This is a genomic window from Nocardioides potassii (assembly GCF_021648885.1).
Lineage (GTDB): Bacteria > Actinomycetota > Actinomycetes > Propionibacteriales > Nocardioidaceae > Nocardioides > Nocardioides potassii.
Window position 1 is genome coordinate 51,115 of record NZ_JAKJHZ010000012.1, and the last position, 25,162, is coordinate 76,276.

The 25,162-nt window shown below is 72.2% G+C and carries 25 protein-coding genes; 16 read left to right on the plus strand and 9 right to left on the minus strand.

What is annotated here, in order from left to right; genetic code table 11:
• The first annotated feature begins 97 nt into the window (after nucleotides 1-97).
• Nucleotides 98-772, plus strand: coding sequence for a ferritin-like fold-containing protein (locus tag L2K70_RS19640; protein ID WP_236405033.1), 675 nt, complete (start codon nucleotides 98-100; stop codon nucleotides 770-772).
• Nucleotides 773-851: 79 nt separating this feature from the next.
• On the opposite strand, the gene L2K70_RS19645 is transcribed toward L2K70_RS19640, so the two are convergent.
• The 4 genes from L2K70_RS19645 to L2K70_RS19660 all read right to left on the minus strand — a co-directional run bounded on the left by L2K70_RS19645 (nucleotide 852) and on the right by L2K70_RS19660 (nucleotide 4,663).
• A complete protein-coding gene (locus L2K70_RS19645) occupies nucleotides 852-1,136 on the minus strand; it encodes a GlsB/YeaQ/YmgE family stress response membrane protein (protein ID WP_236405034.1) in 285 nt (94 codons plus the stop codon).
• A 170-nt stretch (nucleotides 1,137-1,306) separates the two neighbouring features.
• The gene (locus L2K70_RS19650; RefSeq protein ID WP_236405035.1) at nucleotides 1,307-1,525 is read right to left on the minus strand and encodes a DUF3107 domain-containing protein; all 219 of its coding nucleotides are present in this window, start codon (nucleotides 1,523-1,525) and stop codon (nucleotides 1,307-1,309) included.
• A gap of 43 nt (nucleotides 1,526-1,568) precedes the next feature.
• Complete coding sequence (locus L2K70_RS19655) at nucleotides 1,569-2,156, minus strand: TetR/AcrR family transcriptional regulator (RefSeq protein WP_236405216.1); 588 nt, start codon at nucleotides 2,154-2,156, stop codon at nucleotides 1,569-1,571.
• Nucleotides 2,157-2,350: 194 nt separating this feature from the next.
• Nucleotides 2,351-4,663 carry an immune inhibitor A domain-containing protein gene (locus L2K70_RS19660; RefSeq protein WP_236405036.1) on the minus strand — a complete coding sequence of 771 codons (2,313 nt, stop codon included), beginning with the start codon at nucleotides 4,661-4,663 and terminating at the stop codon, nucleotides 2,351-2,353.
• A gap of 313 nt (nucleotides 4,664-4,976) precedes the next feature.
• Here L2K70_RS19660 and moeZ point away from each other — a divergent pair, with 313 nt between their 5' ends.
• Genes moeZ through L2K70_RS21390 form a run of 8 tightly spaced genes read left to right on the plus strand, consistent with a single transcriptional unit; the run spans nucleotide 4,977 to nucleotide 11,307 of the window.
• Nucleotides 4,977-6,176: an adenylyltransferase/sulfurtransferase MoeZ gene (gene moeZ / locus L2K70_RS19665; protein WP_236405039.1), complete on the plus strand. Its 1,200-nt coding sequence runs from the start codon at nucleotides 4,977-4,979 to the stop codon at nucleotides 6,174-6,176.
• 46 nt (nucleotides 6,177-6,222) lie between these two features.
• Complete coding sequence (locus L2K70_RS19670; protein ID WP_236405041.1) at nucleotides 6,223-7,020, plus strand: DUF4129 domain-containing protein; 798 nt, start codon at nucleotides 6,223-6,225, stop codon at nucleotides 7,018-7,020.
• Nucleotides 7,017-7,454, plus strand: coding sequence for a hypothetical protein (locus L2K70_RS19675; protein WP_236405042.1), 438 nt, complete (start codon nucleotides 7,017-7,019; stop codon nucleotides 7,452-7,454). Before L2K70_RS19670 ends, L2K70_RS19675 begins: the two co-directional genes overlap by 4 nt.
• Entirely contained in the window at nucleotides 7,441-8,466 is a 1,026-nt protein-coding gene (locus L2K70_RS19680; RefSeq protein WP_236405043.1) for an AAA family ATPase, read from the plus strand. The genes L2K70_RS19675 and L2K70_RS19680 overlap by 14 nt, the downstream gene beginning before the upstream one ends.
• On the plus strand, nucleotides 8,463-9,752 hold the full coding sequence (locus L2K70_RS19685; RefSeq protein WP_236405044.1) for a DUF58 domain-containing protein: 1,290 nt from the start codon (nucleotides 8,463-8,465) through the stop codon (nucleotides 9,750-9,752). The genes L2K70_RS19680 and L2K70_RS19685 overlap by 4 nt, the downstream gene beginning before the upstream one ends.
• Nucleotides 9,749-10,273 carry a hypothetical protein gene (locus tag L2K70_RS19690; RefSeq protein ID WP_236405045.1) on the plus strand — a complete coding sequence of 175 codons (525 nt, stop codon included), beginning with the start codon at nucleotides 9,749-9,751 and terminating at the stop codon, nucleotides 10,271-10,273. Before L2K70_RS19685 ends, L2K70_RS19690 begins: the two co-directional genes overlap by 4 nt.
• Before the next feature lie 22 nt (nucleotides 10,274-10,295).
• The gene (locus L2K70_RS19695; protein WP_236405046.1) at nucleotides 10,296-10,625 is read left to right on the plus strand and encodes an MGMT family protein; all 330 of its coding nucleotides are present in this window, start codon (nucleotides 10,296-10,298) and stop codon (nucleotides 10,623-10,625) included.
• A gap of 7 nt (nucleotides 10,626-10,632) precedes the next feature.
• Complete coding sequence (locus tag L2K70_RS21390) at nucleotides 10,633-11,307, plus strand: lysophospholipid acyltransferase family protein (RefSeq protein ID WP_268930947.1); 675 nt, start codon at nucleotides 10,633-10,635, stop codon at nucleotides 11,305-11,307.
• Here the strand turns inward: L2K70_RS21390 and L2K70_RS19705 are convergent.
• From L2K70_RS19705 to L2K70_RS21825, 3 genes are all read right to left on the minus strand, one after another.
• Nucleotides 11,304-12,722, minus strand: a complete 1,419-nt coding sequence (locus L2K70_RS19705; RefSeq protein WP_236405047.1) for a YlbE family protein — start codon at nucleotides 12,720-12,722, stop codon at nucleotides 11,304-11,306. The genes L2K70_RS21390 and L2K70_RS19705 overlap by 4 nt on opposite strands.
• Nucleotides 12,719-14,212: an AllF/FdrA family protein gene (locus L2K70_RS19710; RefSeq protein WP_236405048.1), complete on the minus strand. Its 1,494-nt coding sequence runs from the start codon at nucleotides 14,210-14,212 to the stop codon at nucleotides 12,719-12,721. The genes L2K70_RS19705 and L2K70_RS19710 overlap by 4 nt, the downstream gene beginning before the upstream one ends.
• A 64-nt stretch (nucleotides 14,213-14,276) precedes the next feature.
• Nucleotides 14,277-15,017, minus strand: a complete 741-nt coding sequence (locus tag L2K70_RS21825; RefSeq protein ID WP_236405049.1) for an oxamate carbamoyltransferase subunit AllH family protein — start codon at nucleotides 15,015-15,017, stop codon at nucleotides 14,277-14,279.
• A 78-nt stretch (nucleotides 15,018-15,095) separates the two neighbouring features.
• On the opposite strand from L2K70_RS21825, the gene L2K70_RS19720 reads away from it, so the two are divergent.
• A complete protein-coding gene (locus L2K70_RS19720) occupies nucleotides 15,096-16,355 on the plus strand; it encodes a PucR family transcriptional regulator (RefSeq protein WP_236405051.1) in 1,260 nt (419 codons plus the stop codon).
• A 75-nt stretch (nucleotides 16,356-16,430) separates the two neighbouring features.
• Here L2K70_RS19720 and L2K70_RS19725 read toward each other — a convergent pair whose 3' ends face one another.
• Together L2K70_RS19725 and L2K70_RS19730 are read right to left on the minus strand one after the other, a co-directional pair.
• Nucleotides 16,431-16,838 carry a hypothetical protein gene (locus L2K70_RS19725; protein WP_236405053.1) on the minus strand — a complete coding sequence of 136 codons (408 nt, stop codon included), beginning with the start codon at nucleotides 16,836-16,838 and terminating at the stop codon, nucleotides 16,431-16,433.
• A 78-nt stretch (nucleotides 16,839-16,916) separates the two neighbouring features.
• Nucleotides 16,917-17,498, minus strand: a complete 582-nt coding sequence (locus L2K70_RS19730) for a GNAT family N-acetyltransferase (RefSeq protein ID WP_236405055.1) — start codon at nucleotides 17,496-17,498, stop codon at nucleotides 16,917-16,919.
• A 151-nt stretch (nucleotides 17,499-17,649) separates the two neighbouring features.
• On the opposite strand from L2K70_RS19730, the gene L2K70_RS19735 reads away from it, so the two are divergent.
• The 6 genes from L2K70_RS19735 to L2K70_RS19760 are packed head-to-tail and all read left to right on the plus strand — an operon-like array spanning nucleotide 17,650 to nucleotide 24,944.
• Nucleotides 17,650-19,074, plus strand: coding sequence for a uracil-xanthine permease family protein (locus L2K70_RS19735; RefSeq protein WP_236405057.1), 1,425 nt, complete (start codon nucleotides 17,650-17,652; stop codon nucleotides 19,072-19,074).
• A 3-nt stretch (nucleotides 19,075-19,077) separates the two neighbouring features.
• The gene (locus L2K70_RS21830) at nucleotides 19,078-19,944 is read left to right on the plus strand and encodes an FAD binding domain-containing protein (protein WP_236405059.1); all 867 of its coding nucleotides are present in this window, start codon (nucleotides 19,078-19,080) and stop codon (nucleotides 19,942-19,944) included.
• The gene (locus L2K70_RS19745; RefSeq protein WP_236405061.1) at nucleotides 19,941-20,471 is read left to right on the plus strand and encodes a (2Fe-2S)-binding protein; all 531 of its coding nucleotides are present in this window, start codon (nucleotides 19,941-19,943) and stop codon (nucleotides 20,469-20,471) included. Before L2K70_RS21830 ends, L2K70_RS19745 begins: the two co-directional genes overlap by 4 nt.
• A complete protein-coding gene (gene cutA, locus L2K70_RS19750) occupies nucleotides 20,468-22,864 on the plus strand; it encodes an aerobic carbon-monoxide dehydrogenase large subunit (protein ID WP_236405063.1) in 2,397 nt (798 codons plus the stop codon). Before L2K70_RS19745 ends, cutA begins: the two co-directional genes overlap by 4 nt.
• A gap of 51 nt (nucleotides 22,865-22,915) precedes the next feature.
• Nucleotides 22,916-23,548, plus strand: a complete 633-nt coding sequence (locus tag L2K70_RS19755; RefSeq protein ID WP_236405064.1) for an SRPBCC family protein — start codon at nucleotides 22,916-22,918, stop codon at nucleotides 23,546-23,548.
• Between the two features lie 4 nt (nucleotides 23,549-23,552).
• Complete coding sequence (locus tag L2K70_RS19760) at nucleotides 23,553-24,944, plus strand: amidase (RefSeq protein ID WP_236405065.1); 1,392 nt, start codon at nucleotides 23,553-23,555, stop codon at nucleotides 24,942-24,944.
• The last annotated feature ends 218 nt before the right edge of the window (nucleotides 24,945-25,162 follow it).

Sequence of the window (25,162 nt, forward strand, 5' to 3'; positions counted from 1 at the left end):
GGCCCCTCAGGGGCTCTGCCGACCGCGCACATACAGGCGGCCACCGGCGGGTGTCACCGGGGCTCGGTCACCATGATGCTATCGCTAGGCTGCGAACATGCCCGCATCGCCCGACGAGGACTACCGCCGCGCCGCCGTCGACCTCCTCGGTGCGATCGCCTACGGCGAGCTCTCGGCGTTCGAGCGGCTCGTCGAGGACGCGAAGATGGCGCCCGGCATCGACGACAAGATCGCCATCGGCGCGATGGCCACCGCGGAGTTCGCCCACCTGCAGAAGCTGGTCGGCCGGCTCGAGGAGCTCGGCGCCGACCCCGCCGAGGCGATGCAGGCCTTCCGGGCGAGCTTCGACGGGTTCCACGCCCACACGGCACCGTCGGACTACTACGAGGGGCTGATCAAGGCCTACGTCGGCGACGGCCTGGCCGCCGACTTCTACCGCGAGATCGCCGCCTACCTCGACCCGGAGACCCGCGAGGTGATCATCAGCTCGCTCGAGGACTCGGGGCAGACCGCGTTCATCGTCGAGCGGGTGCGCGCGGGCATCCGGCAGGACCACCGGCTGGGCGGACGGCTCGCGCTCTGGGGTCGTCGGCTGATGGGCGAGGCGCTGACCCAGGCCCAGCGCGTCGCCGGCGACCGCGACTCGCTCACCGCGCTGCTGGCCGGGGGAGTGGACCGGCCGGGCCTCGACCTCGCCGCGCTCGGTCGCATGTTCACCCGGCTCACCGAGCGGCACGCCGCCCGGATGGCCGAGCTCGGGCTCGAGGCCTGAGCCCGACGCCACACGTGACGAGGCCCCGCACCCGGAGTGGGTGCGGGGCCTCGCGCGGCGCTGCGTGGGCTGGGCCGGGTCAGACGCGGGTGCGGCTGCCCGTGTTGCGTCCGGTGACGGTCGAGGCGATCACGACCAGCACGGCCGAGACGATGATGGCGACGATCCAGCGGACCCAGTCGACACCGCGCGAGCCGTCCCCGCCGAACAGCGAGTAGATCCAGTAGCCGATGAGCACCCCGCCGATGCCGCACAGGATGGTCAGCCAGATCGGGATGTTGTCCTTGTCGCCCGGCGCGACGAGCTTGCCGAGAAGGCCGATGATTGCGCCGACGATGATCAGGACGATGAGGTCAACGACCATGATGCGCCACCTTTCTTTGCCACGGGTCCCGTGAGCTGGGGCCGGCAGGGATGTGCCGGCCCCTCCATGATGTCGCTCGCCGAGAGCGCGAGCAAACACCGCGCCCCCTGAAGGGTGAAGGTGTCAATGGCCCGTTCGGGCCATCTCGTCGGACCCGGATCAGCGCGGGATCAGCGGAAGCCGACGGTGCTCGAGGTGGGGGAGCCCAGCTCGACGTAGGCGATCTTGTCGGCCGGTACGACGACGGTGCGGCCCTTGACGTCGGAGAGGCGCAGGACGCCGTTGCCGGCGATCGCCTCGGTGAGCCGCTGCTCGATGTCGTCGGGCGTGCTGTCGGTGTCGACGACCAGCTCGCGCTGGGCGTTCTGCACGCCGATCTTGACCTCCACGGTGGTGCTCCTTGCTGGGTCGGTGCTGCTGGTGGTTGGTGTCTCAGTGGTCGTCGGTGCGCGGATACCCGCGGATCCCGCGCCAGGCGAGACCCGCGATCAGGGCCGCGGCGTCGTCCTGCGGGATGTCGCCGCCGCCTGCGAGCCAGAACCGCGCGGACACCTGCGCCATTCCCACGAGCGAGACGGCGAGCAGCTGGGACGGCTCGTCGGGAAGGCCGGTGTCGGTGCGGATCACGTCGGCGATCATCGAGGCGCACTCGGTGGTCACCCGGTCCACGCGCTCGCGCACGTCGGGCTCGCTGGTGAGGTCGGACTCGAAGACCAGCCGGAACGCGCCCTCCTCGGACGCGACGTAGCTGTAGAAGACCTGCATCGTGGCAGCGACGCGGTCCTTGTTGTCGGTCGTCGAGGCCAGTGCCGCGCGGCAGTTGTCGATGATCAGGTCGCAGGAGGTGTCGAGCAGCGCGAGGTAGAGGTCGAGCTTGCCGGGGAAGTGCTGGTAGAGCACGGGCTTGGACACGCCGGCTCGCTCGGCGATGTCGTCCATCGCCGCGGCGTGGTAGCCCTGCGCGACGAACACCTCGAGGGCCGAGTCGAGGAGCTGGGCGCGCCGCTCGCGCCGGGGCATCCTGCCGCCGCGCGGGCGCGGGGCCCCGGTGTCGGTGTCGGTGCCGCCTACGGTCACGTGCTGCTCCTGCTGCTGGGTACTGCTGAGTAGTGAGGGTCCGAGCCTATCGGCCCCGCCGGACGCGGAGAGGGACCCCGGGTGTCCCGGGGTCCCTCCCTGCGTGTCGTGCTGGGTGCGTCAGCTCACCGGGTGGGTCACGGGGTGGCCTTCGCCGCCGGGTTGGAGACCGCGACGGTCAGGAACCCGCCGTCGTTGCCCGTGACGGTGGCCTTGACGCCGACCCCGGCGACCCGCACCGAGTTCTGCGGCGCGGCCGCGTCGTAGTACGCGTCGGGGTCGCTGTCGTCGAACGTGGCGAGCTGCGGCGTCCCGCCGCTCGTCGCACACGCCTCCGCCACCGTGACGGTCGGCGCCTTCTTGGTGCCGCCCGCGACCTCCTTGTGCAGGCAGACCGGGTCGACGGTGTCGAGGCCGAAGGTCGCGTCAAAAGGCTCGCGTCGGTTGCTCGGGCTGGTGCCGTCCGGGTAGGTCAGCGAGTTCGGGAACGCGTCGACCACCATCGAGGCGCCGGCGCCGGGGTGCGCCGAGACGTTGTTGTCGGTGTAGGAGCTGTCGACGTACCAGACCAGCATGCCGTCCTGGAACGGGAAGAACTCGACCCAGTCGGGCTTCGTGATGCCGTTGGAGAACTGGTAGGGCCCCTCGGCAAGGGTCTTGTCGTAGCCGACGTACTGGCGGTTCTCGAGCAGGTAGTAGCGCTCCGCCTCGATCGAGCCGCTGCCGGTGGACGCCGTCCAGCCGTCGAGCGTCCAGCCGTTGTCGCCGCTCTCGGCGCCGTCGGTGAAGGTGCCCGCGCTGCTCTTGATCGCGATGTCGTCGAGGAAGGCGCCGTACTCGTTGTAGCCGCCGTCGGTCTTGTAGAGGAACCGGAACTGCGACTCCTTGCCGCCCGGCTTGTAGCTGTAGCGCAGGCCGACCCACTTGCCGTTCGACGAGCCGTCGACGGCCTTGCCGACGTTGGTCCACGTCGTGCCGCCGTCGACCGAGAACTGCGCGTAGAGGTAGTCGTAGCCCGCCTCGATCGAGTAGTTGGCCTTGGCCGTGACCGTCACCGAGGACGAGGCCGGGACGGTCCTCGTCATCGAGTTCGACAGGTCGTCACCGCGGCCGGACCACCAGGCGTGCGTGCCCTCGATCGGGGTGGCGTAGTCGTAGGGCGTGTCGGAGTTCGGCAGGTTCACCTTGATGGCCTGGTCGGCACCGTCGTAGGTGTGCTGCGACGGGCCGAGCGTGAAGGTCCCGCTCTGTCCCGCGTCGACCGTGCTGTAGTCGAGCCAGCCGAGGTAGCGCTTCTCCTCCGGGCCCATCAGGCCGGGGACAGTGCCGATGCCCTCGCCGCCTGCCGGGGCGTTCGCCCCGTGGCTGAGCCAGGAGCCGGACGACATGAGCGTCCAGAACGCGGTGCCGTTCTCGCCGCCGGCGGTGTCGTAGTAGTCGGGCAGGCCGAGGTCGTGGCCGAACTCGTGGGCGAAGACGCCGAGGCCGCCGTTCTCGGGCTCGACGGTGTAGTCGCCGATGTAGTACTTGGAGTCACCGATCCGGGCACCGCCGCCGAGGTTGTTCTGCGACCCGACCGCCGGGCCGGTCGTGCCGTAGCCGGTGCTGACGTACCAGCGGTGCGACCAGATCGCGTCCGCGTCGGCGCCGGCCTCCTCGCCCTCGCCGGCGTGCACGGCCTGGAAGTGGTCGATGTAGCCGTCGGCCTCGTTGAAGTTGCCGTCGCCGTCGAAGTCGTAGCGGTCCCACTGGTCGAACTGGGACAGGTAGTCGTTGATCTCGGCCGTCGACATCGTCGCGCTGGCCTTGGCGAACCACGCGTCCGCGGAGTCGTCGATGAACTTCCAGGAGCCGCCGTCGTCCTCGACGCTGTTGTCGCCGTAGGTCGAGGCGTTGCCCGGCACCTTCACCCAGTCGCTCACGGTGTTGACCGCCGTGTAGCGACCGGAGGACAGCTGCTTGTAGTAGTTCTTGAACGACTCGCCGTCGCCGTTGAACATCTCCTCGTAGTGCGCCTTGTCGAAGTTCTGGACCCAGTAGGTCGAGTTGTCCGTCGCGCGGTCAGGCTCGGGGATCTGGTTGTGCAGCGGCCCCGGGGTGGTGCCGAGCTTGCCGGAGCCGGTGTCGCCGAACTCCGAGAGGATCGTGAAGATCTTGTCGGTCTTCTCGACGGGGAACTCGACGAACTCGCCGTTGCCGAGCGCCACGGTCGCGCCTTCCGCGCGCTGCCGCAGCTTGGCGGAGCCGTTGTCGAGCATCGCCAGCGCCTTCTCGCGCAGCCGGTCCTGCTTCTTCGTCATGGGTCCCGGACGGTTGTCCGGCTTGACCCTCGTCGCGTCACGCGCGGTGGGGGTGTCGTTCGAGGGGACGGCCACGGCGGGGGACAGGGCAGACATGCCCAGCGCCAGCGTGGCGGTTCCGGCGATGATGCCGGGTACCAGCTTCTTCACGAGGGATTACTCCAGGTGTGAGGGGGATTCCGAGTGCGGTGGTCGGCTCCGGGACGAACGGCCACAGGAGCAGTGATCTGGCCACCAGCAGGTCACTTCACCCCAACCGCCATCGAAAAGGCAAGGATCTCCGTGTAAATCCTGCGTTTCCCGCAGGACGTCCGCCGCCTGGAGGCGGAATCGCGCGCGGCGACCGGCAGTCCGGATGCCGGGACGTCGTACGGCGACGGGGCGGGCGCGTCGGACGATGGGAACACACCGGGTCGCCGAGGCGTTCCACCGGCAGCCACGACCCAGACGAAGGAGTCCCACCGTGTCGTACCCGCCGCTCGTCGAGCCGGCCGCAGAGCTCACCACCGACGAGGTGCGCCGCTACAGCCGCCACCTGATCATCCCCGACGTCGGGATGAGCGGGCAGAAGCGGCTGAAGAACGCCAAGGTGCTCGTCATCGGCGCCGGCGGCCTCGGCTCGCCCGCCCTCCTCTACCTCGCCGCGGCCGGTGTCGGCACGCTGGGCATCGCCGAGTTCGACACGGTCGACGAGTCCAACCTGCAGCGCCAGGTCATCCACGGGGTCAGCGACATCGACAAGCCGAAGGGCCTCTCGGCCAAGGAGTCCATCGCCGAGATCAACCCCTACGTCCAGGTCGTCCTCCACGAGGACCGGCTCGACAACGACAACGTCATGGACGTGTTCCGCGGCTACGACCTGATCGTCGACGGCACGGACAACTTCGCGACCCGCTACATGGTCAACGACGCGGCGTACTTCCTCGGCATCCCCTACGTGTGGGGCTCGATCTACCGCTTCGACGGGCAGGCCAGCGTGTTCGCGCCGTCGCTCGGCGAGGACCTGCCCTGCTACCGCTGCCTCTACCCGGAGCCCCCGCCGCCCGGCATGGTCCCGAGCTGCGCCGAGGGCGGCGTGCTCGGCGTCCTGTGCGCGTCGATCGGCTCCATCCAGGTCAACGAGGCGATCAAGCTGCTGACCGGCATCGGCGAGCCCATCGCCGGCAAGCTGATGATCTACGACGCCCTCGAGATGGAGTACCGCAAGCTGAAGGTCCGCAAGGACCCGAGCTGCGCACTCTGCGGCGAGAACGCCACCGTCACCGAGCTGATCGACTACGACGCCTTCTGCGGCGCGGTGTCCGACGAGGCCGCCGAGGCCGCCGCCGGCTCGACGATATCGGTCGTCCAGCTCGAGCACATGCTCAAGGAGCGCGACAACGGCGAGCGGGACTTCGTCCTCGTCGACGTCCGCGAGCCCAACGAGGCGGAGATCAACCACATCCCCGGCTCGATCCTGATCCCCAAGGGCGAGTTCCTCAACGGCAACGCGCTGTCGCAGCTGCCCAGCGACAAGCAGATCGTCATGCACTGCAAGTCGGGCGTCCGCTCGGCCGAGACGCTGGCGATCGTCAAGGGAGCCGGGTACGCCGACGCGGTCCACGTCGGTGGTGGCGTCGTCGCGTGGGTCAACCAGATCGACCCGAGCCAGCCGTCGTACTGACGCCCAGCCCTCGCACGGCGCGACCCCGCTGACCTAGGGTCGCGCCATGCGCGCGCTCCGGGACGTCTCGCCTGCCGTCCGTGCGGTGGTGACGGTGGCGGCGACCAGCCTGTTCCTGGTGCTGGTGGCGTGGGCGACGCTGATCGGGCCCGACGAGGCGTTCACCGGGCCCGGACCGCGCCCTGCTCCCGCCGCCCCGCGCACCGAGTCGTGCATCCCGCTGCCCGTGCGCACGGCGGCCGACGGCACCACGACCGTCGTGATCCCCGACGACTACAACCAGCGCGACTACTGCGAGCCGCCTGCTGACACGCTCCAGGACAACCGCGACTTCGTGGAGCAGCACCCGCCGCCGTTCTGGGTGAACGTGCTCGTCACCGTCCTCCTCCTCGCCCTGTTGGTGGTCATCGTCCTGGGAGCGCTGTGGCTCGTCGTGGTCGCGGCGAGGTCGGTCCGCCGGCGCCGGGAGCCACGCGAGCGCGCCGACGTCGGCTTCGAGGTCCTCGCCGAGCCCCAGCGGGTGGGCGAGGCGGTCGTCGCGGACGCAGGAGAGCAGGAGGAGGTGCTGCGTGCCGGTGACCCGCGCAACGCGATCGTCGCGACGTGGCACCGGTTCGAGGTCCAGGGGGAGAGGGCCGGCGTGCCCCGTCGCGCGTCCGAGACGTCGTCCGAGTACGCGCTGAGGATCCTCGACCTGGCCGACGCCGACGTCGCGCCCGTGAACCGGCTCGCCGAGCTCTACCGCGAGGCCCGCTTCTCCGACCACGAGATCACCGAGCGGCACCGGGCCGAGGCGCTCGACGCCCTCCACGCGATCCGCGCCAGCCTGGGGGCGCGGGCATGAGGACGACCTCGGGCAGGTTGCTCGGCCGGCTGGCCGGCGGCGTGGTCGTCGCGGCGATCGGCTACGTGTGCGCGATCTGGCTCGACTTCGACCCCCAGCCGCTGCCGTACGTCGTCTGGGCCGCCATCGCGATCGCGATGGTCTTCCTCGCGGTGGACTCCGTCGACGCCCCCATCGCCTACTGGCAGTCTCCCGTCCAGCCACGGCAGGACCGCACGGGCGAGGTGACCTCCGACCTGCGGGTGCTGACCAGCAACCAGCAGGCCGACCACCCCTCTCAGGCCCTCGCCGACCGGCTGGTCGCGCTGGCGCGGGGGCGCGACCCGGCCCTCGCCGACGAGCTCCGGCGCGAGCTGGCCGGCACGAGCCGCATCGCACCCGCCGACATCGACCGCATCCTGACCCGAATCGAGGAGTCCCGTGACCGACGCTGACCACCCCGCCGACAGCGGTACCGCACCGTCCGGACCTGCCGAGGTCTCCCGGTTCGCCGAGCGCGTGCTGGACGAGGTCGGCCGGGCTGTCGTGGGCAAGCGCGAGGTCCTGGCGCTGGTCCTGGCCGGGATCCTCGCCAAGGGCCACGTGCTGCTCGAGGACTTCCCGGGTCTCGGCAAGACGCTCGCCGCACGGTCGTTCGCCGGCGCTCTCGGGCTGGACTTCTCGCGCGCCCAGTTCACCCCGGACCTGCTGCCGGCCGACCTCACCGGGTCCTACGTCTTCGACCAGCGCCGTGCCGAGTTCGACTTCCGGCCCGGGCCGATCTTCGCCGGGCTGCTGCTCGCCGACGAGATCAACCGGACGCCGCCCAAGACGCAGGCGGCGCTGCTCGAGGCGATGCAGGAGGGTCAGGTCACGGTCGAGGGGCAGACGCACGTGCTGCCACGCCCGTTCCACGTGCTCGCGACCGCCAACCCGGTCGAGTACGAGGGCACGTACCCGCTGCCCGAGGCGCAGCTCGACCGCTTCCTGATGCGGGTGACCTTCGGCTACCCGACCGCCGCGGAGGAGTACGACGTGCTCCGCCGCCGCCTCGACCGGCGGCGCGAGGAGGTCGACGTCGAGCAGGTGACGGACGCCGCCGGGCTGGCCGCCGTCCAGGACACCGTCGAGCGGATCGTCGTGGACGAGTCGGTCGCGCGCTACTGCGTCGAGCTGGTCGCCGCCACCCGCTCGCACTCCGACGTGCTCACCGGGGCCTCGCCTCGCGGTAGCCTCGGGCTCGTCCTCACCGCCCGCGCCTGGGCGGCGATCCGCGGTCGTGACTACGTCGTGCCCGAGGACGTCAAGGTCGTCGCGCGGGCAGTCCTCGCCCACCGGATCACGGTCAAGCCAGACCTCTGGATGACCCAGGCCTCCGGCGCCCGGGTGGTCGACGCCGTCCTGGCCTCGGTCGAGACGCCGCGCACCCTCGAGTCCCGGGCCTCCTCGGCGGGCGCACGCCGGTGACGTCCTGGCGGCCCACCCCCTCGCTCGTCCGGTCCTGCCTGCTCGCCCTCGGCGGCGTGACGGGTGGGGTCGTGCTCGGCCAGGAGGTGCTGGTCGTCCTGGCCGCGCCGTTCGCCGTGCTCGCCGCCATGGGTCTGCTCAGCCGGCCGCGCACCTCACCGCACGTCTCGGCGAGCCTCGACCACGTGCGGCTGCACGAGGGCCAGGGCACCACCTCCCGACTGCTGGTCGACGACCTCACCGGCGTCGAGCACGTCAGCCGCGCCACGGCCCGGGCGACGCACGTCGTCACCCGGCCCGTGCACGGAGCGGCGGGCTCGCTGGTCGAGGACGGCCTGCCGGTCGTCCACTCCAGCCCCCGGCGGTGGGGACGTCGCGTCGTGGGCGCCGAGCGGGTCGCACTGACCTCCCCCTGGGCCGGGTGGCGGTGGGGACCGCACGACCTGCCCGAGCGCGGGTTCAACGTCCTGCCGCAGACGGCGCCGTACGACACCCGCGCGGAGGTGCCCCAGCCCGACGGCCTCGTCGGCCGGCACCGGTCGCGGCGCATCGGGAGTGGCACGGAGTTCGAGGGGATCCGGCCCTTCGCGACGGGCGACCGGCTCAAGCGGATCAACTGGCCGGTGTCGCTGCGCACCGGCGACCTGCACGTGGTCACCACGCGCGCCGAGCAGGACGCGTCGGTGTGGATCGTGGTCGACGGCCTGAGCGACATCGGGGCCTCGGGCGGGATCGACGGGGCCGCCAGCACGCTCGACCTCACGGTCCGGGCGGCCTCCGCCCTCGCCGAGCACCACGTGCGCACCGGCGACCGCGTCGGTCTGCTCGTCGTCGCCGCCGACGCCACCCGGGTGCCGCTCGGGTCCGGCTCGCGCCACCTCCACCGCCTCCAGGGCACCCTCGCCCGGATCCGCACCGAGACCCGGAGCGTGGCGCCGGACCGCCTCGACCTGGGTGCGGGTGCCGGCAGCGTGGTCTACGTCCTGTCGCCGATGTTCTTCACCCCGCTCGTCACCGCGACCGTCAGCCTGCAGCGCAGCGGCGGGACCGTCGTGGTCATCGACACCATCGGCGACACGATGGCCGACACGATGGCCGACCAACCGGGGGACCGGCTCGCCCTGCCGTCGCTGGCGGCCCGGATGCAGCGGATCGAGCGCGACGACCGCGTGCGGCGGCTCGCCGAGCTGGGCACCCCGGTCGTCCCGTGGCGGGGCCCTGGCACCCTCGACACCGTCCTGCGCCAGCTCGCCCGCCGCGGCCGGGTGCCGAAGGTGCGTGCGTGATGGCGACGTCGTTCCGCCTCGCCGCTCCGGGCGTGACCACCCCGGTCGTCGCGCTGCGCGCTCTGGTGGTCCTGCTCCCGTGCGCCGCCCTCGCCCTCGCCCTGCCCGAGGTGCCGCACTGGTTCGTCCTCGTCGTCGTGCCCGTCACCGCCGTGATGTGGGCCCGCGCGCCCGACCATGGCGTGGGGATCATCCCGCTGGTCCTGGTCGCCGGGTGGTGGGCCGCGCACGGCGTCGTCGACTGGCGGGTCCTGGTGGTCGCGGTGCTGCTGCTCGGCGCGCACGTCGCCGCCACCCTGCTGTCCTACGGCCCGCCGACGCTCGCGGTCGACCCGCACCTCGTCCGGGTCTGGGTCGTCCGCGCGCTGCTGGCCGTCGTACCGGTGCCGGTGGCCTGGCTCGCCGTCCGCGGCCTCGATCCGCGGCAGGCGCCGGCCTGGCTGTGGCTGGCGACCGCTGCGCTGACGGGGGTCCTGCTGCTGGTGACCACGAGGCTCACCCGGTCCGAGTCGGCCCGATGAGGATCGATGAGGATGCGGTGAGATGACGACCCAGGAGGAGCGCGAGCTCTACGCCGAGCTGGTGCTGCAGTGCGCCGAGTCGGTGCCGCGCGGCCGGGTGACGACGTACGGCGCCATCGCCGACGTGGTCGGCCACCGGCTTGGTCGCGGCGGCCCGCGGCTGGTCGGCAACGTGATGGCCTCCCACGGCGCGGCCGTCGCGTGGTGGCGGGTGGTGCGAGCCGACGGGTCGCTGCCGCCGTCGCACGACGAGGAAGCGCGCCAGGCCTACCTCGAGGAGGGCACACCGCTGCGCCCGAACGGCTCGGTCGATCTGGGACGGGCGTTCCACCAGCCGACCCTCCGGGCATGATGACCCCATGCTCTACACGGTCGCGCACGGAGTCATCCCGCCGGTCGCCCGAGCCGTGTGGCGCCCGAAGGTCGAGGGGCTGCACCACGTGCCGACCTCCGGCCCCGTGATCGTCGCCAGCAACCACCTGTCCTTCTTCGACAGCGTCGTCATCCCGGTCGTGGTGCCGCGCAAGGTCGTCTTCCTCGCCAAGTCCGACTACTTCACCGGCACCGGCGTCAAGGGCGCGCTGTCACGGGCGTGGTTCGAGGGGCTCGGCATGCTGCCCGTCGACCGCGACGACACCAAGGCCGCGATCGCGAGCCTCGACACCGCGCTCGAGGTGCTCGGCAAGGGCGAGGCCTTCGGGATCTACCCCGAGGGCACGCGGTCTCGCGACGGCCGGCTCTACCGCGGCCGTACCGGGGTCGCGCACCTCGCGCTCACCTCCGGCGCCCCGGTCGTCCCCGTCGGGCTCACCGGCACCGAGGACATCCAGCCCGTCGGCGCCACCCGGCCCCGGCTCGGTCGCGTGGACGTCACCGTCCGCTTCGGCGAGCCGATCCGCGTCGCCGGGGAGTACGACGGCGTGCCCAGCGGGCGCGCCCGCCGCGACCTCACCGACCGCATCATGGGCGCGATCGCCGGGCTCACCGGCCAGGAGCTCGCCGGCGCCTACAACGAGCGTCCGGCCGACGCCTAGCTCGCCGGCACCCTCGCCGCCAGGGCGGCGAGGGCCTTCGGGAAGATCTCCGCGGGCGGGGTGACGAGGCCGGCCCCGACCTGCCCGACGCCGGCGACCGCACCGGCCATGCCGGTGTTGATCTGCGGCAGGATCCCGGTCCGGCACACCTTGGTGACGTCGATGCCGGTCGGGGTGCCCTGGAACTCGAGGACCGGCACGGACCAGCGCGGGTTCTCGGCGAGGGTGATCTCGTGCATGCGGCGCGTCGTGGCGAGCGCGTCCGGCACGGAGCCGCCGACCAGGCGGACGATCGCCGGCGCGGTCGCCATCGCGAACCCGCCGATCCCGGCCGTCTCGGTGATCGCGGAGTCGCCGATGTCGGGGTTGGCGTCGTCGGGGCCGTAGTCGCCGAGGAACAGGCCTTCCGCGACCTGCGCGGGGCCGGTGAACCACTCGTCGCCGGTGCCGGAGACCTGGATGCCGAAGTCGGTGCCGTTGCGGGCCATCGCGACGACCATCGTCGAGCCCGGCACGTCCCGGCCGGCGTCGAGGGCGAGCTTGCAGGCCGGCATCGCGAGGTTGAGGAAGAAGTGGTCGTTGCCGCCGACGAAGCGCAGCACGTCGGCGACGTCCTTGCCGTCGAAGCCGGCCGTGACCATCGCCGGGGAGAGGTCGCGCAGCAGCATGAGCGTGCCGGCGCGGTTGCGGTTGTGTGCCTCGTCGCCCATCTGGAGCATCTGCGTGAGGATGCCGGTGACGTCCGACGCCTCGGCGGTCCCGCGGACCGCGGCCTGGAGGAGTGGCCCCAGCACGTCGCCCATCCAGCGCAGGCGGGTGAGCACCTCGTCGTTGTAGGCGCCGTAGCGCAGCACCTTGCCGAGGCCCTCGTTGAGGGAGCAGTACGTCCGCCTGCCGGTGGCGCGGTCCTCGAGGACCCACATCCACATGGACGGCGTGACGACGCCGGCCATCGGGCCGACGGCGCTGCGGTGGTGGCACGGCTCGAGGCTGACGTTGCTGCCGGACTCGAAGAGCGCGGCGGCGCCCTCCGGGTCGTCGACCAGGCCCTCGAGGGCGGCACCGCCCATCAGGGCACCGCGCAGCGGGCCGGAGGTGCGGGCCCACTCGATCGGCGGCCCGGCGTGGAGGAACTGCCCCTTCTCCAGCCCGAGGACCTCGGAGGCGGGGGCGACGTCGACGAGGTGGGCGGTCACCCCGAGCATCGCCTCGACGGCCCGCCGGTTGGCCTCGGTGCGACGGGGGTCGGTGGCGACGCGCGCGAGGTCTGCCTCGGTGCCGGGCATCGGCGGGCGCCAGTCGACGCGCTCGACCTCGACGGCCTGGTCGGCGACGGCGTCGGCGAACATGTCGGCGCCGCAGGCGACGACCGTGGGGGTGGTGGCGCCGACGCTCATCACACGGGTCTCGCTCATGCCTGTGATCCGATCAGGTCGAGGGCGCGCCGGGTGGCGGCCGCGTTGGAGAGGTGCACCTCGGCTCCGGCCGCGACAAGGGCGTCGCACTGGGCGTCGAGGCCCTGGGGGTCGAGGTCGGTGCCGACCAGGCTCACGATGACCGGGACCGGGCGGTCGGAGCGGGCGGCGGCGATGGCGGGAGCGAGCAGGGCGGCCGGGTCGGGCTCGGCGCCGTGGCCGAGGACCAGGTCGAGCAGGACGACCCCGGTCGACGGGTCGGCCGCGGCGCGGGCGAGCTGCTCGTTGCGGAGCGTCGGGTCGATCATCGGATGGGCGCGGCCCTGGGTGAGGGCGTCGTCACCGAAGTCCACGAACGAGTGGCCGTCGCCGAGCAGGTCTCCACGCTCGTTCGGGGCGAGGGCGAGGTCCGGGGAGAGCGGGATGTTGGACCGGACCGGGCTCAGGACGTCGGTGGCCATCAGCATGGACTCGTCGCACAGGGTGCCGCCGACGAACAGGCCGCGCAGCAGCGGACCGGTCGCGGGGCCGGTGTTGTGGGCGCCGTGGACCGGCCACTGCGGTGCGTCGTGGCCGAGGCGGGCGAGCACGGCCTCGGCCACCGCGGTCAGGTCGCGCTGACCGCGACCCAGCAGGCCGAGCTCGACCGGGGTGCCGAGCGTGTCGACGTACGACGTCAGGTCGCTCGCCACCTCGGGAGCCGGGGGCTTGGAGACGACGACGACCAGGTCGACGTCGGGGTCGGCGTCGAGGCGGCGCAGCGCCTCGCGGGTCGACGTACCGCCGACGGCGGACGAGAGGTCGCGGCCGCCGACGCCCAGCGCCCAGCGGACGCCGACCTCGTCGTGCGTGGCCCCCGCGTGGTGGAGCAGTGCGAGGAGCTGCTGGCAGCCGGTGCCCGAGGCGGCGACGATGCCGATCCGGCCGGGTCGTACGGCGTTGGCGAAGCCCAGCCCCACGCCGTCGACGACCGCAGTCCCGCAGTCCGGTCCCATGACGAGGGCGCCGCGGCCGGCGGCGTAGGTCTTGAGGGCGACCTCCTCGGCCACCGGGACGTTGTCGCTGAAGACCATCACGTCGTGCCCGGCCTCGAGGGCGTCCATCGCCTCGACGGTGGCGCTCGCTCCGGGCACGGACACGAGGGCGATCGCGCCCGAGCCGCTGCGGCGCAGGGCCGAGCCGGTCGTGCGCGGCGGCGCGACGGTGGTGTCGCCGGACGTCGGACGGGTGGGGGTGAGGGCGGCGTCGACCGCGGCCAGGGCGGCGGCCACGTCGGCGTCGTCGTCGAGGCGGAGCGCGACGACCATGTCGTTGGGGGAGGAGTCGGGCACGTCGAAGCCCATCCCCTCGAGCACCTCGAGGTTGAGGCCGGTGGCCATCGCCACCTGCGCGGCCAGCACTCCGGGCGTCGCCTGCACGGCGCGGCTGACCTGCAGCAGCGTCACCGAGTCGGCGTACGCACCGGAGCGGAGCTCGACGTGGTCCTTCATCACGGGGTCCCTTCGGCGTTGTTCGGAGGAGCGAAGCGGGGGAGAAGAACGTCGAGGGGTGTGGTCATGCGGCCCTCCCGGGGATGTCGGTGGAGACGGAGGCCAGCGCCAGGGAGGCGCCGGTGAGCAGCCCGGCGCCGGACGTGGCGCCGACCGCGAGCAGGGCGCGGCGGGTGGCGGGCGACGGGTCGGCCAGCCAGGCGGTGAGCTGGGGCAGCGCCTCGCCGCGGATCGCGCAGTCGAGCAACGTCGCGGAGAGCAGCGTGGTGACACCGAGGCGACGTCGGACGGCACCGGCGAGCGAGGCGTCCGGGGCGCCGAGCGCGGCCCGGGTGGTGAACCAGCCGGCAAGCACGTCGTCGCCGAGCGGGGTCAGTCCGGGGCCGCGGCCGAGCAGGCGGTCCAGATGAACCGCGGTGAGTCGTCCGTCAGCAGGCAGGTCGAAGGCGGACGTCATGGGAACGGCGCTCGCCGACGGCTCATGACGTCCGACCGCGGTGGAGCGGGGGTCGCTGAGCCGGGTGACGCGCATCCGGTCGCGGCCGACGTGCAGGCTCCCGTCGCGGACAGCGACCGCGCTGCGGGCGTACGGCGTCAGGTCCGGGAGCGTCGACCACAGGGCGCAGGGCACGCGGGTCGCGGTCGCGGAGACGAGCCCGAGGCACCAGCCGTCGAGGTCGACGTAGATCGCCGTGGCACTCGCGTGGAGCACCTCGCGCGGTCCGTCAGCGGCGTCGAGGAGCCGCTGGTGCACGCGCGAGGGTGCGGCCACCGGCACCTGGCGCGGGACCGGGCGGGGGATCACTCGTCAGACGCTAGCGGCCCGTGTCACACTCCTCCGATGTGAGTTTGTGACAGGGAAGAGGCACAAGTGGGCCAAGACTTGATAAGTGACCCCGAGGCCGTCGCCGCGCTGGAGCGGGCGGACGCCCTCCACACCGCGCTCACCCACATCGTGCTCGAGGGCGGCGACCTCGCCGCGATCGCCGGGGCCGTGGGCGACGCGCTGGGCTGCGGCGTGGTGTTCACCTCGACCGATGGCCGGGAGCGCGCGGCACACCTCGACGAGGCCCAGCGCGCGGCCCTTGCAGAGGCCGACATGCTCGACCCGTCGGGCCGGGTGCGGGTCGAGCGGATCGACCCCGAGGGCTCCCCGGTGGGCCAGGGCGAGGCGCTCGTACGTCGCGTGGTCGCGGCCGGCGTCGACCTCGCGCGGCTGGTGGCGGTGCGCCTCGACGGCCGGATCCACTCCTCCGACGTGCACGCGCTCGAGCGTGCGGCGATCGTGGCCGCGCTGCTCGTGACCCGCGTCGAGGCGATCACCGCGGTGGAGAACAAGTACCGCGGTGACTTCCTGCGCGACGTGTTCCTCGGCCGTGCCGGCGAGGACGACGACATCGCCGAGCACGCCCAGGCCTTCGGCTGGCACCTCGACCGTCCCGTGGTGGTCGTCGTGGCGGTCCTCGACCCGGATGCGATCGCCGCCCTGGCGCCCGGGCCCACCGAGCGGCGGGCGTGGCAGGACCGGTTCGCCAACGCCTGGCGACAGGTCGCGGCGACGGTGGACGAGAGCATCGCGTCGGTGGCCTTCAGCCGCGAGGTCGTGACGCTCGTGCCGATCGAGCCGGGGGCGAGCGCCGCCGCGAGCCAGGCCGCCGTCGACCGGATCGTGCAGGCGGTGCGCGGCGACCGCGGCGGCGGCCGGATCGCGTTCTCGGCCGGCGTGAGCCGGGTGGCCCACGACCTGAGCGAGCTCCCGGAGGCCTTCCGGCAGGCGCAGCGCTCGGTGGAGATCGGCCGCCGCGTGCACGGCGGGGGATCGGTGACGCGGTTCGACCAGCTCGGCCTGCACCGGCTGCTCGCCCTGGTGCCGGACGGCGCCGAGCTGACGGCGTTCGCCTCCGACGTGCTCGGCCCGCTCGCCGAGCGGACCCCGGAGGCGGCCGACCTGCGCGAGACGCTGCAGGTGCTGCTCGACACGAACTTCAACGTCGCGGAGGCCGCCCGCGCGCAGTTCTTCCACTACAACACGATGCGCTACCGGGTCGGCAAGCTGCAGCGCCTGCTGGGGCCGGTCGCCACCGACCCGCACCTCCGCCTCGACGTCGCCGTGGCCCTGCGCGCGCTGGAGATCGTCGGCTAGGTCAGGCACGTGTCGCCGGACGTCATACGGACGGGACCAGCGTTGGGCCCGTCCGCATGACGTCCCGCGTCGAGGTCACATCGGCGCGGGAGTCTCCGTGGCCGGAGGCTGGGCGGCCTCGCAGGCGGTCAGGCGCTCGGTGGCCTTGGCGAGGCGCATCTGCTGGGCGCGCTTGGTCACCTTGGTCTCGGCCGTGGCCTTGCGAGCGGCGGCGAGGGCCTTCTTCGCGGCGGCCTTCTCGCGACCGGGGGCGGCCTTCTCGACGGCTTCGGCCTTGGCCTCGACGCGCTCCTGCTGACGGGCGAAGACCGCGGTCACGCGCTCGAGTGCGGTGGTGGCCTTGTCGACCTGCGCCTGCTGCGTGGCACAGGGCTCGGTCGCCGGGTCCGTGGTCGTGTCGTCGGCGGTGGCCGGCATGCTGAAGCAGGCGAGGGTGATCGCGGCCGACGCGGCAGCGCCGGCGATACGGGTGGTGAGGGTCATGGGCTGCTCCCGGGTGGTGGTGGTGCGGCTCGTCCGCCACACCTCGTCACACGTTCAGCGGCGAGGCCGACGCTGCCGTTACGGCACCCTAGGACAAATCTTCGATGTTCCTTGACGATTCGCGGATCGCTGGCCGCCAGGGGGCCGTACGCCGAACCACTGCTCGGCGCCGAACTCCTCGAACCGCGCGAGCTCGGTGAACCCGAGCCGTCCGGCGAGCGCCAGCGACGGCTCGTTGGCGACCTGCGTGCACACGATCACCGGCTCGGCGAGGACCGTGTCGGCCCAGGCGAGGACGGCGGCGGCCGCCTCGGTGGCGTAGCCGTGGCCCCAGGCGGAGCGGGAGGTGACCCAGCTGATCTCCAGGTCCGGGTGCCCGGCCCCGGGGCGCGACGGGTCGCGGCGACCCAGGCCGACCCAGCCGACGAGCTCCCCGTCGTGATCGACCACGAACTGGCCGGGTCGGTCTGCCGGCACCTCGGGCAGCTCGGCGTCGAGCTCGGCGCGGTCGCGACCACCACCGAGGTGGCGGTTGACCTCGGGGTCGGAGCCGAGGTCGAGGAAGGCGTCGCGGTCGCGCGCCTCCGGCGGCCTCAGCACGAGCCGGGCGGTGCGGATCGGCGCCACCGGCCAGTCGTCGACGGTGAGAGGCGCGGCCATGCACGCAGGCTAGTGGCGCGGCCGAACCGCCCAAGAACTTGTCATCCGCACCGGCGTTCCTTCGGCAGATGTCGCCAGTGAGGGTGTGAGATGTGGCGCACTAGTTTGTGGCTTCTCGGGTAACCACCCCTGCGAATCTGGAGGCCTGCACATGTCGATGTTCAAGTGGGACGTGGTCGATCCCGGACCGGGTGAGGCGGTGCTCCCGCACCAGCGCCTGCCGTGGGGCAAGACCATCGGTCTGGGTGCCCAGCACGTCGTGGCCATGTTCGGCGCGACCTTCGTCTTCCCGCTCGTCATGGGGCTCGACGCCAACCTCGCGATCATGTTCTCGGGTCTCTGCACGATCCTCTTCCTGCTCATCGTGCAGAACCGCGTGCCCAGCTACCTCGGCACGAGCGCGTCGTTCGTGGCCTCCGTCGCGGCGATCCGCGCGCTCGACGAGGGCAACGACTCGTCGTACGTCACCGGCGCCATCCTCGTCGGCGGCCTCGTGCTCGCCGCGGTCGGGGTGCTCGTCCACTTCGCAGGCGCCGAGCTGATCCACAAGGTGCTGCCACCGGCCGTCACCGGCGCGGTGGTCATGCTCATCGGCTTCAACCTCGCGCCGGTCGTCGCCGGCATCTACTGGCCCCAGGACCAGTGGGTCGCGTTGCTGACCGCCGCCTTCATGGTGTTCGCCGCCGTGGCGCTGCCCGGCTTCTGGTCGCGCATCGCGGTGTTCCTGGCGCTCATCTTCGGCTACCTGCTGTCGTGGTTCGCCGACCTCGTCTTCGGCCCGATCACCTCGGTCCTGGGCGGCGCGACCGAGGCGACCGAGCACGACCGTGTCTCGTGGGCGGGTGTGAAGGCCGCCGACTGGATCGGTCTGCCGAGCGGCACCCTCTCCGACGGTGTCTCCGTCGTCCACGGTCCGTCGTTCTCGCTGACCGCCATCCTCCTCGTCCTCCCCGGCGTGATCGCGCTCGTCGCGGAGAACACCGGTCACGTGAAGGCCGTGGCAGAGATGACGGGAGAGAACCTCGACCCCTACATGGGCCGTGCCATCGGAGCGGACGGCATCGCGACCGCCTTCGCCAGCGCCTTCGGTGGCTCGCCCACCACGACCTACGCCGAGAACATCGGGGTCATGGGCGCGACGCGGGTCTACTCGACCGCGGCCTACTACGTCGCCGCGGCCGTGGCCATCCTGCTGGGGCTCTGCCCGAAGTTCGGCGCGATCGTCAACGCGACGCCCGGCGGCGTCCTCGGCGGGATCACGGTTGTCCTCTACGGGATGATCGGCCTCGTGGGCGCGAAGATCTGGGTCGAGAACAACGTCGACTTCGGCAACCCGGTGAACATGGTCGGCCTCGCCGGCGGCATCATCGCCGGCATCGGCGGCGTGACGCTCACCTTCGGTGACGACTTCCAGCTCGGGGGCATCGCGCTCGGCACGATCCTGGTCATCGTCTTCTTCCACCTGGTGAACGGCCGCGGTGCCGCGACCTCGGGCGCCGTCACCCGCAACCTCAGCCACCCCGAGGGTGACCACGGCACGACCGGCACGCACAAGAACACCGACGGGACCCGGTAGACCGTGAAGCCAGCACCCTTCGCCTTCCGGCGACCAGCAACTCTCGACGAGGCCCTCGCGGCCCTCGCGGGGGAGCCGGGGGCGAAGGTGCTGGCAGGCGGTCAGTCGCTCGTCCCGCTGCTGTCCATGCGGCTCGCGGCTCCGTCGATGCTCGTCGACATCAACGCCCTGCCGGACCTCGACCACGTCACGGCCTCCTCCGAGGGGGACGAGGCCGGGGTCCGGATAGGCGCCCTCGCCCGCCACGCCCACGTCCTCGCGTCCGCCGAGGCGGCGCAGGTCCAGCCCCTGCTCGCGCTGGCGCTGTCCCACGTGGCACATCCGACGATCCGCAACCGCGGGACCACCGTCGGCTCGATCGTGCACGCCGACGCCGCGGCCGAGATGCCGATGGTGCTGCGGCTGCTGGAGGGATCGGTGGACGTCGCGTCGGTGCGCGGTCGTCGTACGGTCCCCGCGGCCGAGCTGTTCGCCGGTCCCCTCGAGTCCACGCTCGCCCACGACGAGATCGCCCTCGAGGCGTTCTTCCCTTCCCTGCCCGACGGCGGCGGGGTCGCCTTCCAGGAGATCGCACGCCGCCACGGCGACTACGCGCTGGTCGGCGTCGCCGCGGTCGTGCAGACCGAAGGCGGTGAGGTCACCGGCGCCCGCCTGGGCTACGTCTCGGTCAGCGACGTGCCCGTCGTCGTCGACGTCACCGACGCCCTCGACGACCCGGCCGCGGCGGCGCTCGCGGAGCTCGAGCCCACCGACGACATCCACGCCACGGCGGCCTACCGCGCCCACCTGGTCAAGGTCCTGACCCCCCGCGTCCTCGCCGACGCGATCCACCACGCCCGCGAGCGATCGGCCCAGAGGAAGAAGCAGTGAGCACCCCCGAAGAGCTCCACGACGTCCGGCTGCACGTCAACGGCTCCGTGCACGAGGTGCAGGTGCCGGCCCGGCGGCTGCTCTCCGACGCGCTGCGCCACGACTGCGGCCTGACCGGCACGCACGTCGGCTGCGAGCACGGCGTGTGCGGCGCGTGCACCGTGCTGGTCGACGGCCAGCCGGTGCGGTCCTGCCTGATGTTCGCCGTGTCCGCGGTCGACGCCGAGATCACGACGGTCGAAGGACTCACCGAGCCGGACGGCTCGCTGTCCCCGGTGCAGCAGGGCTTCTCCGACTGCCACGGCCTCCAGTGCGGGTTCTGCACGCCGGGGTTCCTCACCACGATCACCGCGGGGCTGCGTGACAACCCCGACCCGACCGAGGACGAGGCGCGCGAGATGATCGCCGGCAACCTCTGCCGCTGCACGGGCTACCAGAACATCGTGAGGTCGGTGTTGCGGGCCGCGGAGATCGGTTTCGAGGCTCGCTCCGCTCACACCTCAACCAGCGACGGAGGGCAGCAGTGACCACCAAGCTGTTCGGGGCCAAGGTCCCGCGGGTCGAGGACCAGCGCTTCCTGCGCGGCCAGGGCCGCTACGTCGACGACCTGCTGCACGACGACCCGCGGCTGCTGCACTCCGCGGTGCTCCGCTCGCCGCACGCGCACGCCCGCATCCTCGACATCGACGTCTCCGACGTGCTCGACGTCGACGGTGTCGTCGCGGTGTGGACCTACGACGACCTGGCCGGTGCGATGGCCGAGCCGCTGCCGCTGCTGATCCCGCACCCGACGCTGACGCACGGCCGTACGCAGTACGCGCTGGCGAAGGACGAGGTCAACTACGTCGGGGAGGCGATCGCGTTCGTCGTCGCGGTCGACCGCTACGTCGCGGAGGACGCGGTCGCGCGGATCCGTGTCGACTACGAGCAGCTCGAGCCGGTGGTCGGCATCGCCGCGGCCCGGGCGGCCGCCCGCGTCGTGCACGACGACGTACCGGACAACGTGGGTGCGCGGATGGAGCAGGAGAACGGCGACGCCCGTGCCGCGATCGCCGCCGCCCCGCACACGCTGACCCTGGAGCTCGACGTCGAGCGCTCGGCCTGCACGCCGATGGAGGGCCGCGGCACGGTGGCCAGGTGGGACCCCGACACGTCCCGCCTGACGGTGTGGTCGTCGACGCAGACGTCGACCGGCGTGCGCGGCTGCGTCGCCGCCAAGCTCGGCCTGGACCTGGCGAAGGTCGACGTGGTGACGCCCGACGTCGGTGGCGGCTTCGGCGTGAAGATCAACCACCCGTGGCCCGAGGAGCTGCTCGTCCCGCTGGCGGCGATGACGCTCGGCCGACCGGTGAAGTTCACCGAGGACCGTCGCGAGCACTTCATCTCCTCCGCCCACGAGCGCGCACAGCAGCACCACGTCGAGGTCGGCTTCGACGACGACGGCCGCGTGCTCGGGCTCAATGTCGAGTTCTGGCACGACCACGGCGCCTACACGCCCTACGGGCTGATCGTCCCGATCATCACCTCGACGCAGCTGCTCGGCCCCTACAAGCCGCAGAACTACCGCGTCGCCTTCGAGTCGCTCTACACCAACACGGTGATCGTCACGCCCTACCGCGGCGCTGGCCGGCCGCAGGGCTGCTTCGTGATGGAGCGGACGATGGACGCGATCGCGGCCTACCTCGGCAAGGACCGCACCGAGGTGCGCAGCACGAACTTCATCCAGCCCGACGAGTTCCCCTACGAGCACGGGCTCGTCTTCCAGGACGGGCGCGAGCTCACCTACGACTCGGGCGACTACCCGGCGTCGCTGGCCAAGCTCAAGCAGCTGGTCGGCTGGGACGAGTTCGAGGACTTTCGCGCCGAGATGGCCGCGCAGGGGAGGCGGGTCGGCATCGGCCTGGCCTGCTACGTCGAGGGCACCGGCGTCGGCCCCTACGAGGGCGCCCACGTGCACGTCGAGACCTCCGGGAAGGTCAAGGTCGCGACCGGTCTGACCACCCAGGGCCAGGGCCACCAGACCGCGTTCGCGCAGATCGTCGCCGACACCCTCGGCGTGCGCTTCGAGGACGTCGAGATCACCACCGGCGACACCCGCAAGATGCCGTACGCCGTGGGCACCTTCGCCTCCCGCGCGGCGGTGATGAGCGGTTCGGCGATCCACCTCGCCGCCCTGCGTGCCAAGGAGAAGGCGCTGCGGATCGCCGCCGAGGCGCTCGAGGCGTCGGAGGACGACCTCGAGATCGTCGACGGCGTCGTCAGCGTCCGCGGCACCGACGCCTCGATCGACCTCGGCACCGTCGCGGTGCTGTCCAACCCGCTGCGCTACGCCTTCGACGAGGCGTCCAAGGCCGCCACCCAGTTCTCGGTCGGCGATCCCGGCAAGCCGCCGGTCGCCGAGGACGACGAGCCCGGCCTCGAGGGCAAGGACTTCTACTCGCCCGCGCGCTCGACCTTCGCCAACGGCATGCACGCCGTCATCGTCGAGACCGATCCGGACACCGCCGAGATCACGATCCTCAAGTACGCAGTCGTCCACGACTGCGGCCACCTGATCAACCCGATGATCGTCGAGGGCCAGATCCACGGCGGCGTCGCCCAGGGCGTCGGCGGCGCGCTCTACGAGCGGATGGCGTACGACGACTCGGGCCAGCTGCTCAACGCCTCGTTCATGGACTTCCTGATGCCCTACGTCACCGAGGTCCCGACGACCATCGACATCGACCACCTCGAGACCCCGTCGCCGCTCAACCCGCTCGGCATCAAGGGCGCCGGCGAGGCGGGCGTGATCCCGTCGGCCGCGGTCTTCGCGGCGGCCATCGAGGACGCAGAAGGCTTCCCGATCACGGCGATGCCGATCTCGCCCTCCGAGCTCTTCGAGCTGCGCCTCGCGCACGCAAACGATGCACTCGGTGGTTGAGGTGCGAGCGCAGCGAGCCTCGAAACCACACTTCTTGACTGAGGAGACCCGATGAAGTTCACCGGAGAGAACGTCCTGGACGCCCCCGTCGACCGGGCGTGGGACGCCCTCCTCGACCCGGCCGTGCTGGTCCGCACGATCCCCGGCTGCGAGCGGCTCGAGGCGACCGGTGAGAACGCCTACGCCATGACCGTCACCGCCGGTGTCGCGTCGATCAAGGGGACCTACGCCGGCTCGTGCGAGCTGCGCGACCTCGTCGAGCACGAGTCGCTGGTGATGAAGCTCGACGGCGCAGGTGCGCCCGGCACGATCGGCGCGACCGTCAACGTGCGCTTCACCCCCGAGGGCTCCTCGACGCGGGTCTCCTACGACGCCGACGCCGTCGTCGGCGGCATGATCGGCGGCGTCGGCCAGCGGATGCTGACGTCGGTCTCGCGGCGGATGGCGGGGGAGTTCTTCGGCAACGTCGACGCCGTGATCAAGGGGAGCGGGGCAGCCGCTCCGCTGGTCGAGGAGGGCGCGCAGCGCCCGTCACGAGACCCCGAGCCCGGGCAGGTCTTCACCGCTCCGGCTCCCACGCCGGCCGCCGGGTCGCGGCAGGAGTTCCTGACGGGTGTCGCGGTCGGTGCCGGGCTGGTGGTGCTCGGCGTCGTCGTCGGCGGCATCTTCGGCCGTCGGCGCTGAGCCGGTGAGCGACCTCACCGTCGACTCCACCGCCCGGGACCAGGCCGCGGCCGTCCGGTCCGGCGCGATCTCGGCCGCGGAGCTGCTCGAGCTGCACCTCGACCGGATCGGCGAGCGCAACCCCGAGCTCAACGCGATCGTGTCGCTTGACGCCGAGCGCGCCCGCGCGGCGGCGGCCGTCGCCGACCAGGCGCAGGCGTCCGGCGAGGAGCTCGGCCCGCTGCACGGCCTGCCGTTCGCCGTGAAGGACACCCACGCGCTCGACGGGTGGCGGACGACGTACGGCTCACCGATCTTCGCCGACGCCGTGGCCGACCACGACGACCTGCTCGTCGAGCGGATCCGCCAGGCAGGGGCGGTCTTCGTCGGCAAGACCAACGTGCCGGAGTTCGCGGCGGGGTCCCACACGTTCAACACCGTCTTCGGCGTCACCCGCAACCCGATCGACCCGTCGCGCTCGGCGGGTGGCTCCAGCGGGGGAGCGGCGTGCGCGCTCGCCTCCGGGATGGTCCCGCTGGCCGACGGCTCGGACATGGGGGGGTCGCTGCGCAACCCGGCGTCCTTCTGCGGCGTGGTGGGGATGCGGCCGTCGCTGGGCCGCGTGCCGGAGTGGCCGCTCTACAACCAGTGGGAGACGACGTCGGTCGGCGGACCGATGGCGCGCAACGTCGGCGACCTCGCCCTGTTGCTCTCCGTGGTCGCCGGACCCGACCCGCGCGCCCCCCTGGCGCTCGGTGACCCGGGCACGTCGGTCGCCCCGCCGCTCGCGCCGGCTTCGGTCGCCGGGCTGCGCGTGGCGACGAGCGTCGACCTCGGCGGCTCCTTCGTGGTCGACCACGAGGTCGCGGACGTCGTACGGGCCACGGCGTCGCGGCTGTCCGACGGCGGTGCCTCGGTCGTGGGGACCCACCCCGACCTCTCGCTCGCCGACGACACCTTCCGCACCCTGCGGGCGTGGCACTTCCAGGCCAAGCTGGGCCGGCTCCTCGCCGAGCACCCGACGTCGTTCAAGCCGTCGCTCGAGGCCAACATCCGCGCCGGCGAGCCGCTCACCGGCGCCGACGTCGCCCGCGCCTACACCCAGCGGACGGCCCTCGCGGAGACCATGCGGCTCTTCTTCGGCGACCACGACGTGCTGCTGCTGCCGACCTCCCAGGTGCCGCCGTTCCCGGTGGAGCAAGAGTTCCCGGAGACCATCAACGGCGAGCAGATGCCGGACTACCTCGCGTGGATGCGGTCGGCGTACTTCATCACCGTCACCGGCTGCCCCGCGATCTCGGTGCCTGCGGGCCGTACGTCGGACGGGTTGCCCGTGGGCGTCCAGCTCGTCGCCCGGCACGGGGCCGACCGGCAGCTGCTCGAGGTGGCGGCCGCCGTCGAGGAGCTCCTCGCCTGACCGGCTCCTGTGGACGGAGGTGTGGAGAACTGCGTCCGGGCTGGGGATGAACCACGCCTGATCTGTGCAGGACGCGCCGGAACCCGAGGTATGTGGAAATACCTTCCCGCAAGCTCTTGCGTGGCTGTCGCCGCGGGCATAGAACTCTCCTACGCAACCCCGCAAGGGGAGGCGGGATGGCTCCGGAAGGACGATCCGCACGACGACGAACCAGCTCG

Excerpts from the sequence above, each read along its gene's own strand:
- L2K70_RS19640 (WP_236405033.1), top strand. The coding sequence starts at position 98 with ATGCCCGCATCGCCCGACGAGGACTACCGCCGCGCCGCCGTCGACCTC.
- L2K70_RS19645 (WP_236405034.1), bottom strand. The coding sequence starts at position 1,136 with ATGGTCGTTGACCTCATCGTCCTGATCATCGTCGGCGCAATCATCGGC.
- L2K70_RS19655 (WP_236405216.1), bottom strand. The coding sequence starts at position 2,156 with ATGCCCCGGCGCGAGCGGCGCGCCCAGCTCCTCGACTCGGCCCTCGAG.
- L2K70_RS19670 (WP_236405041.1), top strand. The coding sequence starts at position 6,223 with ATGCGCGCGCTCCGGGACGTCTCGCCTGCCGTCCGTGCGGTGGTGACG.
- L2K70_RS19675 (WP_236405042.1), top strand. The coding sequence starts at position 7,017 with ATGAGGACGACCTCGGGCAGGTTGCTCGGCCGGCTGGCCGGCGGCGTG.
- L2K70_RS19695 (WP_236405046.1), top strand. The coding sequence starts at position 10,296 with ATGACGACCCAGGAGGAGCGCGAGCTCTACGCCGAGCTGGTGCTGCAG.
- L2K70_RS21390 (WP_268930947.1), top strand. The coding sequence starts at position 10,633 with ATGCTCTACACGGTCGCGCACGGAGTCATCCCGCCGGTCGCCCGAGCC.
- L2K70_RS19705 (WP_236405047.1), bottom strand. The coding sequence starts at position 12,722 with ATGAGCGAGACCCGTGTGATGAGCGTCGGCGCCACCACCCCCACGGTC.
- L2K70_RS19710 (WP_236405048.1), bottom strand. The coding sequence starts at position 14,212 with ATGAAGGACCACGTCGAGCTCCGCTCCGGTGCGTACGCCGACTCGGTG.
- L2K70_RS19725 (WP_236405053.1), bottom strand. The coding sequence starts at position 16,838 with ATGACCCTCACCACCCGTATCGCCGGCGCTGCCGCGTCGGCCGCGATC.
- L2K70_RS19730 (WP_236405055.1), bottom strand. The coding sequence starts at position 17,498 with ATGGCCGCGCCTCTCACCGTCGACGACTGGCCGGTGGCGCCGATCCGC.
- L2K70_RS19735 (WP_236405057.1), top strand. The coding sequence starts at position 17,650 with ATGTCGATGTTCAAGTGGGACGTGGTCGATCCCGGACCGGGTGAGGCG.
- L2K70_RS19755 (WP_236405064.1), top strand. The coding sequence starts at position 22,916 with ATGAAGTTCACCGGAGAGAACGTCCTGGACGCCCCCGTCGACCGGGCG.